This window comes from Methanothermococcus sp. (assembly GCF_015523155.1).
In the GTDB taxonomy this organism is placed as follows: Archaea; AGJL01; Methanococci; order Methanococcales; family Methanococcaceae; genus Methanofervidicoccus.
Genome location: NZ_WAKW01000067.1, coordinates 26,826 through 44,593 on the forward strand (window position 1 = coordinate 26,826; position 17,768 = coordinate 44,593).

General features: G+C 31.1%; 20 protein-coding genes and 2 tRNA genes. 6 read left to right on the forward strand and 16 right to left on the reverse strand.

What is annotated here, in order from left to right; translation table 11 throughout:
• Positions 1-9 precede the first annotated feature (9 nt).
• From hacB to F7B34_RS06840, 5 genes are all read left to right on the forward strand, one after another.
• Entirely contained in the window at positions 10-495 is a 486-nt protein-coding gene (hacB, locus tag F7B34_RS06820; protein ID WP_292461083.1) for a homoaconitase small subunit, read from the forward strand.
• An 87-nt stretch (positions 496-582) separates the two neighbouring features.
• The gene (locus F7B34_RS06825; protein WP_292461084.1) at positions 583-2,364 is read left to right on the forward strand and encodes a ribosome biogenesis/translation initiation ATPase RLI; all 1,782 of its coding nucleotides are present in this window, start codon (positions 583-585) and stop codon (positions 2,362-2,364) included.
• A gap of 53 nt (positions 2,365-2,417) precedes the next feature.
• Positions 2,418-2,969: an acylphosphatase gene (locus tag F7B34_RS06830; RefSeq protein ID WP_292461085.1), complete on the forward strand. Its 552-nt coding sequence runs from the start codon at positions 2,418-2,420 to the stop codon at positions 2,967-2,969.
• Between the two features lie 242 nt (positions 2,970-3,211).
• Positions 3,212-4,888, forward strand: a complete 1,677-nt coding sequence (locus tag F7B34_RS06835; protein WP_292461086.1) for an S-layer protein — start codon at positions 3,212-3,214, stop codon at positions 4,886-4,888.
• Between the two features lie 170 nt (positions 4,889-5,058).
• Entirely contained in the window at positions 5,059-5,322 is a 264-nt protein-coding gene (locus tag F7B34_RS06840) for a hypothetical protein (protein WP_292461087.1), read from the forward strand.
• 2 nt (positions 5,323-5,324) lie between these two features.
• On the opposite strand, the gene F7B34_RS06845 is transcribed toward F7B34_RS06840, so the two are convergent.
• From F7B34_RS06845 to F7B34_RS06865, 5 genes are all read right to left on the reverse strand, one after another.
• Positions 5,325-5,459, reverse strand: coding sequence for a hypothetical protein (locus tag F7B34_RS06845; protein WP_292461088.1), 135 nt, complete (start codon positions 5,457-5,459; stop codon positions 5,325-5,327).
• Between the two features lie 178 nt (positions 5,460-5,637).
• A tRNA-Met gene (locus F7B34_RS06850) sits at positions 5,638-5,713 on the reverse strand.
• An 86-nt stretch (positions 5,714-5,799) separates the two neighbouring features.
• Positions 5,800-5,985, reverse strand: coding sequence for a DUF2116 family Zn-ribbon domain-containing protein (locus F7B34_RS06855; protein WP_292461089.1), 186 nt, complete (start codon positions 5,983-5,985; stop codon positions 5,800-5,802).
• 24 nt (positions 5,986-6,009) lie between these two features.
• Positions 6,010-6,693: a UMP kinase gene (gene pyrH / locus F7B34_RS06860; RefSeq protein WP_292461090.1), complete on the reverse strand. Its 684-nt coding sequence runs from the start codon at positions 6,691-6,693 to the stop codon at positions 6,010-6,012.
• A gap of 179 nt (positions 6,694-6,872) precedes the next feature.
• On the reverse strand, positions 6,873-7,076 hold the full coding sequence (locus F7B34_RS06865) for a histone family protein (protein ID WP_013866738.1): 204 nt from the start codon (positions 7,074-7,076) through the stop codon (positions 6,873-6,875).
• Between the two features lie 250 nt (positions 7,077-7,326).
• On the opposite strand from F7B34_RS06865, the gene F7B34_RS06870 reads away from it, so the two are divergent.
• Complete coding sequence (locus F7B34_RS06870; RefSeq protein WP_394355319.1) at positions 7,327-7,899, forward strand: S26 family signal peptidase; 573 nt, start codon at positions 7,327-7,329, stop codon at positions 7,897-7,899.
• Positions 7,900-7,921: 22 nt separating this feature from the next.
• Here F7B34_RS06870 and F7B34_RS06875 read toward each other — a convergent pair whose 3' ends face one another.
• The 11 genes from F7B34_RS06875 to F7B34_RS06925 form a co-directional block, all read right to left on the reverse strand.
• Positions 7,922-9,100: an NAD(P)/FAD-dependent oxidoreductase gene (locus F7B34_RS06875; RefSeq protein WP_292461091.1), complete on the reverse strand. Its 1,179-nt coding sequence runs from the start codon at positions 9,098-9,100 to the stop codon at positions 7,922-7,924.
• Position 9,101: 1 nt separating this feature from the next.
• Positions 9,102-9,266, reverse strand: coding sequence for a DUF362 domain-containing protein (locus F7B34_RS06880; protein WP_292461092.1), 165 nt, complete (start codon positions 9,264-9,266; stop codon positions 9,102-9,104).
• A gap of 86 nt (positions 9,267-9,352) precedes the next feature.
• Positions 9,353-10,018 (reverse strand): inosine/xanthosine triphosphatase, encoded by a 666-nt coding sequence (gene yjjX, locus F7B34_RS06885; protein WP_292461093.1) that lies wholly within the window; start codon positions 10,016-10,018, stop codon positions 9,353-9,355.
• A 43-nt stretch (positions 10,019-10,061) separates the two neighbouring features.
• Positions 10,062-10,772, reverse strand: coding sequence for a ribonuclease P protein component 3 (gene rnp3 / locus F7B34_RS06890; RefSeq protein ID WP_292461094.1), 711 nt, complete (start codon positions 10,770-10,772; stop codon positions 10,062-10,064).
• Between the two features lie 91 nt (positions 10,773-10,863).
• Positions 10,864-11,163, reverse strand: a complete 300-nt coding sequence (locus F7B34_RS06895; protein ID WP_292461095.1) for a DUF211 domain-containing protein — start codon at positions 11,161-11,163, stop codon at positions 10,864-10,866.
• A 138-nt stretch (positions 11,164-11,301) separates the two neighbouring features.
• The gene (locus F7B34_RS06900; RefSeq protein WP_292461096.1) at positions 11,302-13,923 is read right to left on the reverse strand and encodes a replication factor C small subunit; all 2,622 of its coding nucleotides are present in this window, start codon (positions 13,921-13,923) and stop codon (positions 11,302-11,304) included.
• Between the two features lie 92 nt (positions 13,924-14,015).
• Positions 14,016-15,161 (reverse strand): Ni-sirohydrochlorin a,c-diamide reductive cyclase catalytic subunit, encoded by a 1,146-nt coding sequence (cfbD, locus tag F7B34_RS06905; RefSeq protein ID WP_292461097.1) that lies wholly within the window; start codon positions 15,159-15,161, stop codon positions 14,016-14,018.
• Between the two features lie 37 nt (positions 15,162-15,198).
• Positions 15,199-16,227, reverse strand: coding sequence for an N-acetyl-gamma-glutamyl-phosphate reductase (argC, locus tag F7B34_RS06910; RefSeq protein ID WP_292461098.1), 1,029 nt, complete (start codon positions 16,225-16,227; stop codon positions 15,199-15,201).
• A complete protein-coding gene (locus F7B34_RS06915) occupies positions 16,224-16,916 on the reverse strand; it encodes a DUF434 domain-containing protein (RefSeq protein WP_292461099.1) in 693 nt (230 codons plus the stop codon). Before F7B34_RS06915 ends, argC begins: the two co-directional genes overlap by 4 nt.
• Positions 16,898-17,527, reverse strand: a complete 630-nt coding sequence (locus tag F7B34_RS06920) for a 4Fe-4S binding protein (RefSeq protein WP_292461100.1) — start codon at positions 17,525-17,527, stop codon at positions 16,898-16,900. Before F7B34_RS06920 ends, F7B34_RS06915 begins: the two co-directional genes overlap by 19 nt.
• 92 nt (positions 17,528-17,619) lie before the next feature.
• Positions 17,620-17,694, reverse strand: a tRNA-Asp gene (locus tag F7B34_RS06925).
• Positions 17,695-17,768 lie beyond the last annotated feature (74 nt).

Genomic DNA, 17,768 nt, shown 5'->3' on the forward strand with positions numbered 1-17,768 from the left:
GGTGATATTATGATAATAAAAGGTAATGTTCATTTATTTGGTGATGATGTAGATACTGATGCTATAATTCCAGGACCCTATTTAAAAACAACAGACCCTTACGAGCTCGCATCACACTGCATGGCAGGTATTGATGAGAACTTTCCAAAAAAGGTTAAGGAAGGAGATATAATAGTTGCTGGCGAAAATTTTGGCTGTGGAAGTAGTAGGGAGCAGGCACCAATTTCTATAAAATACACAGGTATTAAGGCAGTGGTTGCTGAGAGTTTTGCAAGAATATTTTATAGAAACTGCATAAATATAGGGCTTATTCCAATTACTTGTAAAGGGATAAAAAAGGAAAATATACAAGACGGAGATATTGTGGAAATAGACTTGGAAAATAAAAAAATAACAATTAACGATAAAAAATTAGATTGCGATGTTCCAAAAGGCATAGAATGGGACATATTAAGTGCTGGTGGATTGGTAAATTATGCTAATAAAAATAAATAAGGAATAAAAAGAAAAAATAAATAAAAAAGGAAAAAACGGAAATAAAAAATGAGAAACTAAATAAAATAAAATTAAAATGGTGATGTAATGGCAGATAGATTGGCTATTTTAGATTATGATAGATGTCAGCCGAGAAGATGTTCAATGGAATGTATAAAATACTGCCCCGGCGTTAGAATGGGGGAAGAAACCATAGTTATGGATGAAGACATTGGAAAACCTATAATTTCAGAAGAATTATGTAGCGGATGCGGTATATGTGTAAAAAGATGTCCCTTTAAAGCTATCACAATTATAGGTCTTCCAGAGGAACTCACCAAAGATAAGATAGTGCATTCCTATGGTAAAAACAGGTTTAGATTATACGGCTTAATAGCTCCAAGAGAAGGAGTGGTTGGTATATTGGGACCAAATGGTATTGGTAAATCCACAATACTTGCCATATTAAGCGGAGCTCTCATACCAAATTTAAACAATATGGATGAAGAACCAAATTATGATAAAGTAATAAAACACTTCTCAGGAACGGAGCTCCAAAAATATTTTGAAAATTTAAAAAATGGAAATATTAAACCTGTTCATAAACCTCAGTATATTGATGCTCTTCCAAAGGTTGTAAAGGGAACGGTTTGGGAATTATTAAAAAAGGTAGATGAAAAGGGATTGTTTGATGAAATAGTAAATATTTTGGAAATAAAAAACATACTTGATAGAACCTTCGACCAGCTCAGTGGTGGTGAGCTCCAAAGAGTGGCAATTGCCGCAGCATGTTTAAGGGAAGGAGATATTTATTACTTTGACGAACCTTCATCATGGCTTGATGTAAGGCAGAGGTTTAATGCTGCAAAGGTAATTAGAAAAATATCAGAAGAAGGTAAAAAGGTTGTTGCAGTAGAACACGATTTAATAGTTTTGGATTATCTCTCCGACCACATACATATTATGTATGGTATTCCCTCTGCCTATGGGGTTGTAACTCATCCAAGAGGAACAAGAGTTGGAATAAATACATATTTAAATGGATTTTTAAGGGAAGAGAATATAAGATTTAGAAAAAACCCAATTGTATTTGAAAAAAGACCGCCAGCAAATTATTCAAATAGACCGTTGCTTTTGGAATATTCGAAGGTTTCAAAAACCCTTGGTGATTTCAACCTGTCTGTTGATGGTGGAACAATACACAGGGGGGAGGTAATAGGGATATTGGGACCAAATGGTATAGGTAAAACAACATTTGTAAAAATACTTGCTGGAATTGTTAAACCTGATGAAGGTAGTGTTTCAAGTGAGGATGTAAAGGTGTCATACAAACCTCAGTATATTTCCTCAGATTATGATGGAACAGTTAGAGACCTTTTAATGAGCATAGCGAATATAAACACTTCCTTTTATAAATCCGAGATAATAAAGCCGCTGAGCTTGGAAAAAATAATGGACTTTGATGTGAAAGACCTCTCTGGTGGTGAGCTCCAAAGAGTGGCAATTGCAGCATGTCTAAGTAAGGATGCAGATATATATTTAATAGACGAACCTTCGGCATTTTTGGATGTGGAGCAGAGGTTAAATGTATCCAGAACAATAAGAAGAATGGCAGATGAAAAGGATGCAGCAATGTTTGTAGTGGATCATGATATATTATTCCAAGATTATATCTCAGATAGATTTGTAGTATTCAGCGGTGAGGCTGGTAAAATTGGAAAAGGTTCTTCACCGTTGGATAAAAGAAGCGGTGCAAATAAGTTCTTAAAGGAAATGAATATAACATTCAGAAGAGACCCAGACACGGGAAGACCGAGAGTAAATAAAGAAGGAAGTCAGAGAGATTTATACCAGAAAGAAATTGGAGAATATTATTACGTGGATGAGTAATTATAAAAATGATAAAAATTAAATATAATTAATAAATTTTTTTGGTGGTTATTATGGGAGTTGATATAAATAAAAATAGAGAGGAGCTCACCGTAAATAATGAAAAAACATATTACTTTATAATTGAAGGCAATGTTCAAGATGTTGGATTTAGGGATGCTATTACAAAGGCATTTATAGATTTAGGTATCGAAGGGGCTGTTTTTAATTATAAGGACAACACCGTAAGACTCTTTGTAAATACTGATAATCCTGATGTAATTAGTGCCATTATCTTAAAAATAGGCAATAAATTAAAAGATGCGGTTGTTGAAAATATAGAATATAGTTCCATTGGTAAAAGATTGGCACTACCTACAAATGAAGACATAAAATTAGATGTTGATTCATTAATAGATATAGGTAGAAAATTAGACAAAGGAGTTAATGCCATTAATAAATTGGTAGAGCTCCAAACTCTTACAGTAAATAAGCTAAATACAATAGATAACAAATTAGATAAGCTAAATGCTATTGATAATAAATTAGATGCCCTAAATAGCAAATTTGACATTTTGATTGATATTCAAAGAAAAACTTTGGAAATACTAAATAAAAAACTTTAATATATGAATTAACAAATATTTGTTTTAATTCCTTTAAAAAAGTTGTAAATATTTGCAACTATTTATTTTTTAAAAACAGTCGTTTTTATATGTTATTTTATACATTGCTACTAAATTATTAATTTTTCAGACCTGAAACTATTGTTAGAACTGTTTCAGATGGTAAAGTATATATATTAAAAATACAAAGTGTTATTTGTAAAAAATTAAATACTCAAAAAAAAATTTGAGGGTGAAAAAATATGGCAATGAGTTTAAAGAAAATTGGAGCAATGGCAATTGGTGGAGCTATGGTAGCTTCCGCATTGGCAAGCGGTGTAATGGCAGCAGCCACAACATCAGGAGATGTTGCAGGATTTATGAAAAATGCAGTTGAAGATGGGCAGCCAAATGTAGATATTGTAGTAGGTTCAAACGCAGCAGCAATGGACGTTGTTTCAGCAGCTGATGTTGCAGCAAAAATCGGTTCAATGTGCTACAAAACAGGAGCAGTTACAGATGGAAGTGCTGATTTAAATGTTCATGTCTCATCAGATGCTAGTAAAGTAGAGTTCAACACAAGTAAAGACGGAAATATGACATATGCAGTAACCCCTGATGACGGTGATTACCCATTATCAAGTGGTGTAAGTTATGGGAGTAAGACATATTACACATCTAATGACGTTACAAAAACATTATCCACATTGATGAAAATTGATGATGTAGATTTAAAAAATATTTATTCAGTAAATGATGATGATGGTATTGAATTAGGATTTTTCGCAATGAAAAATGAATCAAACGAAATTGGTGTTGATTTAGTAGGTTATGCTTCCATAGTAACTGATGATTCAGAATTAAAAACAAACGATACATATTTGGCTCCTGGAGTATTAATACCATTCTTAGGACAGCAATACATGTTTGTTAAAGCAGACGCTGACAATGATGACTTAATAATTGGTAAATTAGCATACAATGGAGTATTGGGTGAAGGAGAATCACAGGATTTAGGGAATGGATACACGGCTAAAGTAAAGACAGTATTGGAATCCACTACAGCTGGAGCAGCTCCAAAAGTAGATGTCCAAATATTAAAAGATGGTAAAGTTGTAGCAGAGAAGTTTGATTATGCCAATGCTACAAAACCATTGGTATTAGTTAGCGGTCCTGTGGGAATAATAGTTACAAATGCATATAAAAACGTAGCTGCTACTACTGGATACGCTGATTTATACTTAGTAAATGATATAAAGAAATTACACTTAGGAGATAAGTACGAAGGAGACTATAAAATATATGCAGTAGTTCAAGATCCTAATACTGATCAAATAAAAATTGAAAAATCTACCGATATCACAGATAGTGGAGTTCCTATAAAAGGTGAAGGTAAGGTTGATAACCAATTAATTTGTGGTATAGCATTAGTAGATGATACAGATCCTACCAACGATGATAATCAATTAAGTTCAAAAGGAGATGAATTCTCAGCAATTGATAATTACTTTAAATTAAAAATAGATAAAGTTGTTGATTCAGCATCAGGAACTTATAAAATATATGTTTATTCCGATGTATCAAAAGATGTAACATTAAATGTTGGACAAAAAGCAACAGTATTAAACGCAGATATTACATTAAATGACCTAAAAGCAAATGCCCAACAAGCAGTTCCAGTAACAGCTCCAATTGCAAAATTAGACACAGAAGTATCATTAGATAACGCAGACAAAAACTTAATCTTAATTGGAGGTCCAGTTGTAAACAAATTAACAAAAGAACTTCAAGATGCTGGTAAAGTTTCAATCGACAACAGCAGTCCAGCAACATTAGCTGTTGTTGAAAATGCTGCAAACGGGCATGATGTTTTAGTTGTTGCAGGTGGAGACAGAGAAAAAACAAGAGAAGCTGCATTAGACTTAATCAAAAACTACTAATTTCTTTTAATTCTTTTTTTCTTTTTTTTCATTAAAATATATTTATTAATTTAAATAGTTAAATTAAAATAGTTAAATAATATAAATTTTATATTTTATTGTAAGAAAGATAACATTACAATAGTGGATCCAGAGATTTTTAAGTTTATATTCTTAGTAAGGTGAAACGCATGAGTTCTACACTATACTCAGATATTTTGGAAATAGTTAAAGATGATAAAAAGGCAAAAAAATTAGTTGATTATTTTGAAAAACGATTGGAAGAAAATAAAAACGAAACAAAAGAAATAGCTATATCCATAGCAAGGGAAGAAACACAATACCAAACAAACATAATTAAACATGACATAAGAGATGAATTAAGAAAATTAGCAACAAAAGAGGATTTATTACTAACAAAAGAAGAATTAATGAGACATATAGATAATAAATAATATCAATTAGATAAAAAATACAACCAATTAGATAAAAAAATGACCATTGGCTTCATAATATTATTCATAGCTGTTGTAGTATTAAATCCAACGACTTTGGAGTTTGTTAAGTTATTTTTTAAATAAGATAAAAACATGAGCTCTACACCATACTAACAGAAACCAAAAATAGAACCAAATTGTTAAAAAAGGAATATTACAATTTAGATAAAAATTATAAAAAAAAGTAGCGGGGCGAAGATTCAAACGCAACCTTTAAAAAAGGTTGCATCGAAAGTCCAAAACTCACTTCGTTCGTTTTGGAACCTAAAATAATAGCGGGGCGAAGATTTGAACTTCGGATCTCCGGGTTATGAGCCCGGCGGGATGGGCCTGGCTACCCTACCCCGCTTCTTTAACTTACTCGCAAAATAAAGAAGTAATATATAATATATAAAGTTTATTGTTATGTGGTATAATTAAACACAACCACACCTATTATTTAAAAAACATCATGCCAACATAAATTGCCAGTATTATTAGCATCATGAGAAAAAACATTTGCTGATTTCTCACTATTTTTTTTCTCTTTTTTAAATATTCTTCTTTGCACTTTTCTGAACAAAAAATTTCATCAGGTGGAATAGATATTCCACAATTTAAACAGTGTTTATGTTTTTCCATAAAATATCACCAAAAAATTATTTTTTATTCCTCTGGAACTATTACAGTTCCATGATGCTTTTCAGATATAGTATTTAATATTTCCTTCGGAGTTCCTTCAATTACCACAGTTTTTAATTTTGCCCTATCTATAATTTTAGATGCTAGTGGGTCAATTATGGAAGAAGAACCTGCGGCTATTGAGGCGGAACCTGTAATATTTAAGAGCTCCTTTGTAGTTATTTTAGTCAGTTTTTTTGCATCTTTGTATTTTCTTGGGTCTTTATCATAGACACCATCAACATTTGTAGCTATAACCAATAAATCTGCGTTAATATACTCTGCCAGTGAAGCCGCTACTGCATCTGTTGTATGTGCAGGATGAGTCCCACCCATAACAACGATTTTATCTAAATTTAAAATCAACTCTGCTTCTTTAAAGTTTTCTGGAATTTTCTTTATAACATAGTTTCCAAGGGCAGACATCAAAAGCATGCTGTTCATTCTTGTGGCAAGTATGCCTATTTCATCACAGAAAGCCTCATTTGTAAATTCTCTGGCAATAGAAATGTAATTTCTCGCAGTATTTCCGCCGCCTACTACTATACTCAATTCATTATCCATATCCTTTATCTTTCTAAATACCTCAGCATATTCTTTTAATTTATCTACTGATGCTCCTTCTTTCGGCATTAAAACCGAACCGCCCAATGCAAAAACTATCCTCATGTTAAGACCTCTATATTAATTTGTAAATAAATATAAAGTTAAAATGTTAAAATTAATTTTTAAATTTTATAAATTAATATTATATAAATTTTATATATAACATAAACATAAAATAAGTATAATTCTAATAATAAATAAAAATAAAAATAGAGAATTAATTATAGGTATACAATAAATTATTACATTTTTAATGCCATTTTTACATCTTCAGCTTTTACTGTTTTTCTACCAGCATGTTTTGCTAATTCTGCGGATTCTTTTGCAATGTCCATTGCAATGTCTTCTAAAGCTTCAACTAATACCTTAGCTGCTTCTTCACTTACTCTTTCAGCACCTGCTTTTTTTAATATTCTTACTACTGGTGCAACTGGAAGTTCTGCCATTATATCACCTCAAAGTTTTGTATTTTTAAATTTAGAAAAAGATATATATAAATCTTTCGGAAATAATCTATATTTAATCCTGCATTCATTATATATGAACTATCAATTATTTAATTACATGTACTCAGGCACCTAATCAATTAATTAACCAACAACATTATAAAGCACCTGTAAATTTTTATAGATATATTTTTATAAATTCATAATGGTATAATAAATAGAATATAACATTTGAGGTGATACTATAAACATTAATAAAAAATTTAATAAAAAGGAGATAATTGAGTGGATAGTTTTTTTAATTGTGCTTTTAACAGTTTGGACTCATGTAAATGTTGTTGTATCAAACAGCATGTATCCTGTGATGGAAAGGGGAGATTTTGTAATTGTAGAAAATGCAAATTGGGAATTCAATCCAAACGATGTTCAGGTTGGGGATATTGTTGTATATAAAGCACACTGGCCAAAATACTGGGAAAATCATGCCCAATATATTGTTAAAATAGATAACAAAACATTAATAAGATTTGACGGAAATCATATTGAACCTGTAATTCATAGAATCATTAAAAAGATAAAAATTAACAACACCACCTATATTATAACAAAAGGGGATAACAACCCAACCTATGACCCCGAACTCATATCCACAAACCAGATAAAACAGAGAGTTGTGGATATAAATGGAAAACCCTTAGTAATTCCATATATTGGATATATCTCAATATTTTTAAAAGAAAATATATGGTTGGTAATATTGATAGTTATAATATGGTATGTCTATGATTATTATGTGAGAAAAAATAAGGAAAAAGATATTTAACTAATAAAAAGAAAAAGAAAAATTAAATAATTTCTTTAAAATATTTTAACAATGAAGGAGCTTTTTTTACCGCTTTAAATGCTATCTTTTTTACATCTACTTCTTCTAACTTTTCATCCATTGCATCAGCCAGTGCATTTAATTCATTTTCAGTTAATTTTTGAAGAACATTTTTATATTTAAGTTCAGCCATTAAGATGTCATAATATTTTTCCTTCCATCTATTTTCATATTCAATTAATGCATCTTTGGAGTAATTATTATTTTTAATACTTTTTGCCGCCACTTCACCAGCCATGGAACCACAACTCATGGATAAATAGATTCCTCCACCGGATAAAGGGCTTATTTGCCCTGCGGCATCTCCAACAACCATTATGTTATCATCCACAGTTTTTTCGATTGGTCCTCCAACCGGGGCTCCTCCACATTTAAATTCAATTGGGGTAGCATCTTTTAATCTTCCTTCCAATATAGGATGTTCTATAAATTCATTCAAATAATCAATTGCCTTTTTATTTTTGTCGATAACACCTAAACCAACATTTGCAGTATCTCCCTTAGGGAATATCCAAGCATATCCTTTTGGACATATATCCCCAAAATAGAATTCCATCATTTCATTATCGAGCAATTTAACATTTGTCATTTCATATTCTGCACAAGAACATACCTGAGTTGGAATCTTTTTAGACTTTAAACCTGCCATTTCAGCAACAGAACTTTCGACCCCATCTGCTGCTATAACAATTTTTGCTTTTACAGTGTATTCCTCTCCAAGATGGCTAATTATTACATCATATCCATCGCCGTTATGTTCCAAACCCACAACCCTACTTTTAACTGCCATTTTTGTCCCAGCTCTTGCACTTCTTATTGCCAGATATTTATCAAATATCTTTCTCTCCACAACATGCCCATCAGTTTTTCCTCCTTTAACCTCTATTTTTTTACCATTTGGAGCTATTAAATATCCCCCTTTTATATGGTTTCTCACAAACTGCGGGTCGGGTATTATTCCAAAATCTTCCAATCTAGGAATTGCCTCTGCACACCTTACAGGCTCACCAATTTCCTGAGATTTTTCAATCAATAGTGTTTTTGCTCCATTTTTAGATGCATAATATGAAGCCATACTTCCTCCGGGCCCTGCACCAACTACAACCACATCATAATTAGCATTATTTATTAACTCTCTCATACTATTCCTCCAATGCGTTTAATGGACATACCATCATACATGATTTACAATCATTACATTTTTCAGTATCTATAACAATTATATTTTCTACCAACTCTATTGCAAGCTTATTGCATACTCCTACACAGGCTCCACAATACCCACATTTTTCATGATTCACTTTCATAACTATCACTTTATAATTTAGGATAAAATAGATTATACTTTTAAATTATTTATAGGTATATTTTTTTATAAAATATTTTTTATATCTTATTTTATATTATAATAATTTCTATTACTTAGCAATCTTGGAACCATAGCCATTAACACTGCATTTTCACATAAATTTAGTCGGTTAATACCGCCATTGGTTAAATAACCTATTATTCCTTCTTTCTTCCCTATATTTTTTATATTATATATTTTTTCAGCTACGACCCCACATTCTTCTCCATGTTTCATTTCTTTGACTAGCTCCACTGGCACTTGAAATCCCTGAGAGGTTCCAATAGTATAATTCAATCCATCAAAAACGGCACAAACATGAACATCTAAATATTTTCCGCCGATTTCAACAAGACCTGCCTCTATACCAATTCCATACAGAGAAGATTTAGCTTCAAATGCATATTTTGCCCTATTTATGGCTCCTTTGGCTGTCTCATCAAATCCTATTGGCTGTTTTGATACTCCGCTATCGGCATCAACCTCCACCACAAGAACGCTTCCTATTGTTTTTTCCATTGCCAATTCAACAGCCTTAACTTTAATAGGATTTTTACTTCCAACAGAAACCACCCTTAATTTATGACCTGCTGGACCTCCTCTTAACAATCTTGCTTTTTCGATGCATTTCTCACTACCACATAAAAATCTTCCAAAAAGATATGTTTTTGCAGGAGCTCCGCATATCTCACATTTTTTATTTTCGAACATTATTATCACTTACTTAATTCATTTATTTTAATTTTTATTTTATCTATTCAATTTTATCATCAACTACTTCCACACCATATCTTATTACATTATTTTTTCTTAAATATGTTCTATATTCTGCAATCTTATAGGGCATCTCTATTATACTTTTTGAATAATTAGTATCCATTGTAAGAGTGTTTAAAAAACTTCTTAAATCGTTTGGTGATTTTATATCGTATATGTTCTCTGCACCGCTTGAAATTATAACAGGAGTATCGTATTTTTTTGCAATAAATAAATTTCTTCTAAATACCCATATTATCCTTGCCCTTTCATAGTATTTCTTTTCCAATAAACTCTTAAAATTCAGTTCAATTGCTATCCTATGTGAGCTCCCCAACCTTGCAAGAACATGGTCAATACCATTGTCTTTTCTGTTTAACTCAGGTGTGGATAAAACATCGACATCATGCATTTCCAATGCCTTTCTACTAATTTTTATAACCCCACCTTCCACAAGTATAATATCAACTTTATTTCTGTATTTTTTAACAAGTTTTGGTAATTCTTTTGAAGATTTTGATAATATTTTTATTCCAGAATATATTTTCAAACCGTGTTTTTCACCATATTCTTTAACACATTCTAATTTTTCATTATCATATCCATCATGATGTTGAACAGCAACTGAACCATACCATCCCAATTCTTTGAGTAATTTAATACCTTCTTCATCAAATATATGATTGATATCTACGGGTTTAGTTATCATAATATCCTCTTTAAATTTAAATTAAAAAATAAAAAATTAAGAAATAAAAGAATATATAATTATATACATTTAAAATTAGCATAAATAATACTTAATACTTCATTCTATCCTGAGGGGTTCTTACCTCCTCAATTATTCTTTTTCCTGCGGCAACTTCATCAATACTATGTATTACACCATTCATAGATTCGATTATCTCCTTTATAGGCTCATACTGTAAATCCATCCCTTCAATGGTAATTTTAATATTTTCTGTGGATTTATCTATTTCATAAACTGTAATATTTACACCATCCACATAATCCAACGCACACAATTTTACCGCTAAATCTGTTAATTTGGGCTCATGTGTTTTTAAAACATCCAACACTATTCTCCTTAGTCCTGGCAATTTCTACTCCTCCGATTTAATTATATATTATTTTTACTAATAAAATATTTAATTTGGTATATATAGTTAATGTAGGATATAAATTAATAATATACTCCATGGAAATCTATATCCCGCATAATAGTAAATACTATATATTTAACCATCTTTTAACATTCCAATTTTAGCAAGCAGTGCACTAAGCTGTATTCTTTCATTTGCTCCTTCAACGATTCTAAAATCACATTCCCCAATTGCTTCAACGAGAGATACTTTTTTTCTTTCTTCAATGTCTAAATTAGGAATCTCCCTAAACATCTGTAATAGGATATCTTCTCCACTCATTCCCCAATCTACCATTAAATTATATAGAAGCTCCCTTGCCTCAATGAATTTGTTATTCAGTGCGAGCTCTACCATTTTTATAATCTCGTCTGGTCGTGCCTTTGATGACACCTTATAAACTACCTCATCATCGATATTTTTTGAAACTGTTGCAGCAGTTTGCAATACATTTATAGCCTTCCTTAAATCCCCTTCTGATACATAGATTATTGCATCGATGCCACTTTCATCGATAGTAATTTCCTCTTTTTCTGCGATTTCTTTAAGTTTTTTTATAATATCTTCCCGTTTCAATGGTGAAAACCTAAATATAGCACATCTTGATTGTATCGGAGGAATAATACGGCTTGGATAGTTGCAACTAAGGATAAATCGGCATATATCCGAATATTTCTCCATAGTCCTTCTTAATGCATTCTGAGCATCGCTTGTAAGAGCATCGCTTTCATCCAAGAATATTATCTTAAATGGTGCATCTCCAATTGGCTTTGTTCGTGCAAAATCTTTTACTTTTGTTCTTATTACATCTATACCTCTTTCATCCGAACTGTTTAATTCCAAAAAATTGTCCCTCCAACTTTCACCATATAAATCCCTTGCAAGACATAATGCCGCAGTTGTATTGTGTAATACAGTTGGTAAGTTTCCACCTATAAAGTTATGGTATTTTGGCACATGCAAATCATATATTGTAAAATCCCCTTCTAATGTTTTTATGTCAGTGATTTCATCCCAATATATCTCGTTGGTTGTTAAGAACAACACATAAGCAATAGCATCTATTAATTTTTCATCATTTAATATTTCACCTATTATTTTGAGCTCAGCGGTTCTTATTTCCTCCAATTTATTAATATCACAGGTGTTTCCTTCAAGATATAATCGAACACTTGAATTCCATGTGCCCATAATTCTTCCGAGCTCCGCATAAGTAGTATAATGTTTAGCAAAATATTTCATTGCCTCAACAGTATCTTCAATATTTATATTAAGACATTTGGCAATTTTAAGATAGTTTTTTAAACTTGGTTTTCTTTTTCCTTTGATGTATTCTAAAATTCTGTCGCTTCTTATTCCTGTTTTTTCGGATATTTCTTTTCTTCTCTTTGCAACCTCATTCCAATCAATTAATATGGATTTATCTATTAACTTTTTAAGAGTTTTTATTTCCTCTAATTTATAATAAACTTTTTTAGATATTTCAAAACTTGTTTTTTTAGTTTTGGCGTATCCCCATCTTTTTTTATCATCAGAGAATTGTATTTTTAACCTATCTGCAATATATCTTATTTTTGATTTATCAATTGCAATTACATCAAGGTTTGGATTTTCGTTTTTTAATAATTCTTTTGCTTTATTATATTTTTTATCTTGATTAAACCCTATTTCTTCCAAAAATTTTCTAATATTGGATGAATTAGATATTACAACATAATAATAATCCTTCCCATGTTTTTTATTATGTCTTGTTTTTAATTTTGAAATTATTCCATATTTCGCAAGTGCATAGCATAAATCCTCAGCCATGTTTTTACTTGCCGTGGATAATACGATGGAGCTATGCTCTACGCCTGCATCACAGTCAAAATACGCCTTTATGAAATATTTTAAAGATGGACTGTTTAACACATAATTTGGTATTTTTATTTTATGGGACTTTTTTCCTCTAAAATTATCAATTATTTTAACTGCTTTTTTTGAATTTACATATATATCTGGAGTTCTATCTTTATGGAGTCTCTCTTTTATTTTTGCATCATCGAACAGTTTTTCGGTGAGCTCTGCAAATCTTTTTCTAAGGTTTTCGTCATTGTTTGTAAAGGTAATTGTATTGCAGTTTTTATCGGCATGCCCATCGCCCATGAAGTAGCCAAGCCATTCCGATAACATATTTTCATATTTATGTTCATCGGTTGAATTATCTAAATTATCTTCATTGAGTGGAATATACCTTGAAGTTGCCAGCTTATCTCCACTTTTCAAATTCTCAGCTTTTTCCCATTTTATAGTTCCATCTTCTTTGTTTATTAAAAGTGGATGGTATGGCGTTACTTTTAGTTCTCGTCCATATCTAGTTTTTATTCTTATTATCTTGTCAGTTTTATCTTTATAAACATACTGCACATCGAATTTTTTAATTTTCCCATCTTCATCGATACCTAGAACATTTAAATTATTTGGATTACTTACAAGCGTAGCTCCAAATTTTCCATTGCTTATTTTTTCTACAACATCCCCTAAATTCTCGATTTTATCGTTTATAATTACTTTTGTATCTCCCGTTAAGCACTTGCCAACGCCGGGCGGACCGCTAAATAACATGTGCGGCATGGATTTCTTTTTTACATAGTTTTTAAGCCGTTTTATGATTTCATCATGTCCTGTAATTTCATCCAATGTTTTTGGACGGTATTTCTCCACCCATGGTTTTTCCATATTTTCACCAGATGGTTATTGATAGCATATATTAATATGATTTATAATTAATAATTAATTTTTCATTATTGTTATTAATTATATTTCATTTATTATTTAAATGCGTAATTTAAAACTTCACCAAATCTTGATTTTACAACAGTTCTTTTTCCCAAAACCTTTGCATGAGCATCCAATTCAATAATACCATAATTATAAACATCCTTTATTGGATGGTATAATCTTGGACCATCGCTTATTCCAATGGTTATTATATTTTTATTTATTTCCTTCAACTCTTCAATAGGAAGTGCATGGGGGACTCCCGAAACTACAACAATATCGGGATTAATTTCCTTTAAGATATCCACAGCTTTTCTTCCAGTAACTGGATATTCATCCAATCCACCCGTGATATAGTCAATAGTTATGTTATTTTTTGAATATTCGTCCAATATATTCTCTGCATCTTTTCTGACCTTTTCAAATCCTATGTTTTTATCTAAATTGGCTATATTCACTATATCTATATTTTTGTTTTTATTCTTATTTTTAATATTATTTTTAATTTTATTAATCTCAATCAGTGGATGAGCGAATAAATATGCAGTTTCCTTTTTTGCATTTAAAACGCAGGCAATTTTTAAATCTTTATCCATAGTTTTCAAACCTTTTAACAGATTTACCACTTCTTCTAAATCATCTTCATAAGTTGGTTTTAAGTATTTATTTTTAGCCATGCCTCTGGTTTTTTCAATCTCCGTGGCTTTTATAAGCATTTTTTTCTGCCTATTAAATTCTTTTTCATTGATTATCCCCAAACTCAAACAGCTCTCCATAGTTTTAATAGCACCGAGGGTATTGTCATTCATTCCGCTATGCACTTCAACTGGAATAATCACAACATCATCGCAATCGTGATAATCATCAACTGGGGCATATAAATCCTCTCCAATTATCATGCTCGGACATGTTCCAACGATGCCTATAATATATTTATTTTTCTTCTCTTTATTTTTTTTTAAGTAATCTATTACCTCCCTTACTGTATTGTTTAATTTTTTCTGAGCTCCAAATATAAAATCATTCTCATCCATTGCTGTGGTGAAAACTCTGATTCCATCTAATTCTAAAAGTCTTGCAGTTCTAAAACAACAGCCACTTGGTCCATGCATAATTATAGCATCAACTCCAACATCCCTCAATTGATACATAGCTGCTGCTATTGAAGAGGGTCTTGGGTGCATTATCGTTACCATATTATTACCTTATCCTTATTTATTAATTATAATTAAGTTATGGTTTTAAACCACCACATAATAGTGATTCTGTTTCGTTGAATCCCGCCATTAGATTCATATTATGTATTGCCTGACCACTTGCTCCTTTTACAAGGTTGTCTATTGCAGAAACTACAACAAGTCGTCCGTGCCTATCCACCTCAAATCCTCCAATGTCGCAGAAGTTTGAACCTCTAACTCCTGTTAGTGTAGGAACTTCTTCATCAAATATTCTTACAAATGGTTCATTTTTGTAGAATTTTTCATAAATATCGATTATCTGTCCCCTATCAACATTTTCTTTTAAAAATGTATGGGTGGTTGTTAATATCCCCCTAGTAATTGGCACAAGATGGGGCGTAAATGACAGTTTTATGTTTTTGTTGGTTAATTTTTCCAGTTCTTTTTCTATCTCCGGGCTGTGTCTATGGGTTGTGAGTTTGTAGGGGTTTATATTCTCATTCACATTTGGAAAATGAGTGGTTTCTGATGGATTAACACCTGCACCACTAACACCAGTTTTTGAATCAACAATTATTCTATCTTCTACAATACCCTCTTTTACAAGGGGTGCCAATGCCAAAATCGAACCTGTTGGGAAGCATCCTGGGTTTGCCACAAGATTTGCTTTTTTAATTTCTTCCCTGTGGAGCTCAGGTAGTCCATATACTGCATCAAGTTTTCCCGTATGTTCTAAATTATACCACTCCTCGTATGTGCCAATATCTTCAAATCTGTAATCTCCACTTAAATCAATAATCTTCATGCCTTTTTCATACAATTTAGGCACTATTTTCATTGAAGCACCGTGTGGTGTTGCACAAAATACAAAATCAGAATCAATATCTTCAGGAGAGATATTCTTAAATGTTATATTATCAAGGTTTTTGATACCTTTCAAATTTGGATGTATTTTTGTTATTTTTACACCATCCATTTTTCGTGAAGTGATATATTTTATTTCAACTTCTGGATGATTTGAAAGTATTCTTAATAATTCGCTCCCTGTGTATCCTGTTCCACCAATTATTGAAACTGTTATCATGTAATCACCATGCTGTTTATTTTTTTGTCTTTTATTTCCCTTATTAAATCAATTACATATTTAACTTTTTTATTTTTTATAATTATACTATCGGATGTTGCCACTACCTCTTTATTCATTAATATGTAATCACAGTTCTTTACACAAAAAACTTCACCATCTATATTATATTTCTCCATCAAGTTTCTTATTTTTTTGGAGAGCTCTCCACTTTTTGATACCTGGGCATCAAAATAAAATATTGGTTTTATATTATAATTTTTAAATAATTTCAACAACAAATTTATGGCTTTTTCAGTATTTGGGTTAATTTTATAATTTCCATAAACTCCCATAAAATCCCTATAAATCCCATCATCGCATAAAACAATATTATTTTTTAAAAATGCCTCGATTCCAATTAATACATTATATCCATCAATATTCAGTTCCTTATTTGATAATTCCCCAATATCCACTAACTTATTTTTTACAGTTTTTATTTCCTCATCAGTATGGGTCGTTCTAATGATTTTTAGCCTATCTTCTTTTGGAATTTTATAATGATTACAGACGACATTTAAAGCATAATCCTTTTTATATCCTCTGTTTATTAAATATCTAAAATCCTTTTTAGCATCGTTTATTTTTATGCTAATTTCTCTATTTAGTTTAGCATCCATTTTTTCGTTTATTTCTTTATGGGGCATATTCTCTCACATTCTTTACAAAATATACAAGAATCTATATCAACTTTAATTATGCAGGATTTTACATAATCAGATGGAGAAACTATTGCATGCATTGGACAAAAATCTACACAAACTAAACAATTTTCACATTTTTTAGAATCTATTGAAATGGTATATTTTTCATTGATATCGTTATATTTGATATATATTGCCTTTTTAGGACATTTTGAAATACATAGCTCACAATTATTGCACTCTTTTGTAATAATTGGAGTTTTTGGTATTGGAATTTCATTTTTTATAATGGGTATTGTACATACCAATGCACAGTACCCACATTTTATACATTTATCTTTATCAATTGTAAATCTATTAAATAAAATAGCATTGTTGGGGCAGGCCTCAACACAAGCCCCACAATGGGAACAAATTACATTTCTAAATTTAAAAATTTTTATGGCTTTTGTAGGGCATACATTAGCACACAAACCACAACCTATGCATTCATTTAAAATCGGTTTTTCTGTTTTTTTAGATTCTTGAAATTCGTCTTTTTTAAATATATTTTTAAAAATTTTTTTTAATAAATTTCCTTTATTTAGCACCCTATTTATCCCATTATGGTCCATATTTTCGCTCTTTAACATTTTTAATATACATACCATCAATAGTTATTGAATATATTTAGATATATAAATATACTTTTATAAACTCAAATGAACGCCCTGGCCGGGATTTGAACCCGAGTCACAGGAGTGACAGTCCTGTATGATAGGCCGAGCTACACCACCAGGGCAGTATAAAAAAAGGCTGACGGCGTCACCCTGTTCCCACCAAAAGGCAGTACTTAGGGTATCGCTGGAGGGCTTA

Coding starts and splice junctions, on each gene's coding strand:
- hacB (WP_292461083.1), top strand. CDS start 10: ATGATAATAAAAGGTAATGTTCATTTATTTGGTGATGATGTAGATACT.
- F7B34_RS06825 (WP_292461084.1), top strand. CDS start 583: ATGGCAGATAGATTGGCTATTTTAGATTATGATAGATGTCAGCCGAGA.
- F7B34_RS06830 (WP_292461085.1), top strand. CDS start 2,418: ATGGGAGTTGATATAAATAAAAATAGAGAGGAGCTCACCGTAAATAAT.
- F7B34_RS06835 (WP_292461086.1), top strand. CDS start 3,212: ATGGCAATGAGTTTAAAGAAAATTGGAGCAATGGCAATTGGTGGAGCT.
- F7B34_RS06840 (WP_292461087.1), top strand. CDS start 5,059: ATGAGTTCTACACTATACTCAGATATTTTGGAAATAGTTAAAGATGAT.
- F7B34_RS06845 (WP_292461088.1), bottom strand. CDS start 5,459: ATGTTTTTATCTTATTTAAAAAATAACTTAACAAACTCCAAAGTCGTT.
- F7B34_RS06855 (WP_292461089.1), bottom strand. CDS start 5,985: ATGGAAAAACATAAACACTGTTTAAATTGTGGAATATCTATTCCACCT.
- pyrH (WP_292461090.1), bottom strand. CDS start 6,693: ATGAGGATAGTTTTTGCATTGGGCGGTTCGGTTTTAATGCCGAAAGAA.
- F7B34_RS06865 (WP_013866738.1), bottom strand. CDS start 7,076: ATGGCAGAACTTCCAGTTGCACCAGTAGTAAGAATATTAAAAAAAGCA.
- F7B34_RS06875 (WP_292461091.1), bottom strand. CDS start 9,100: ATGAGAGAGTTAATAAATAATGCTAATTATGATGTGGTTGTAGTTGGT.
- F7B34_RS06880 (WP_292461092.1), bottom strand. CDS start 9,266: ATGAAAGTGAATCATGAAAAATGTGGGTATTGTGGAGCCTGTGTAGGA.
- yjjX (WP_292461093.1), bottom strand. CDS start 10,018: ATGTTCGAAAATAAAAAATGTGAGATATGCGGAGCTCCTGCAAAAACA.
- rnp3 (WP_292461094.1), bottom strand. CDS start 10,772: ATGATAACTAAACCCGTAGATATCAATCATATATTTGATGAAGAAGGT.
- F7B34_RS06900 (WP_292461096.1), bottom strand. CDS start 13,923: ATGGAAAAACCATGGGTGGAGAAATACCGTCCAAAAACATTGGATGAA.
- cfbD (WP_292461097.1), bottom strand. CDS start 15,161: ATGGTAACGATAATGCACCCAAGACCCTCTTCAATAGCAGCAGCTATG.
- argC (WP_292461098.1), bottom strand. CDS start 16,227: ATGATAACAGTTTCAATAATTGGTGGAACAGGATACACAGGGAGCGAA.
- F7B34_RS06915 (WP_292461099.1), bottom strand. CDS start 16,916: ATGCCCCATAAAGAAATAAACGAAAAAATGGATGCTAAACTAAATAGA.
- F7B34_RS06920 (WP_292461100.1), bottom strand. CDS start 17,527: ATGGACCATAATGGGATAAATAGGGTGCTAAATAAAGGAAATTTATTA.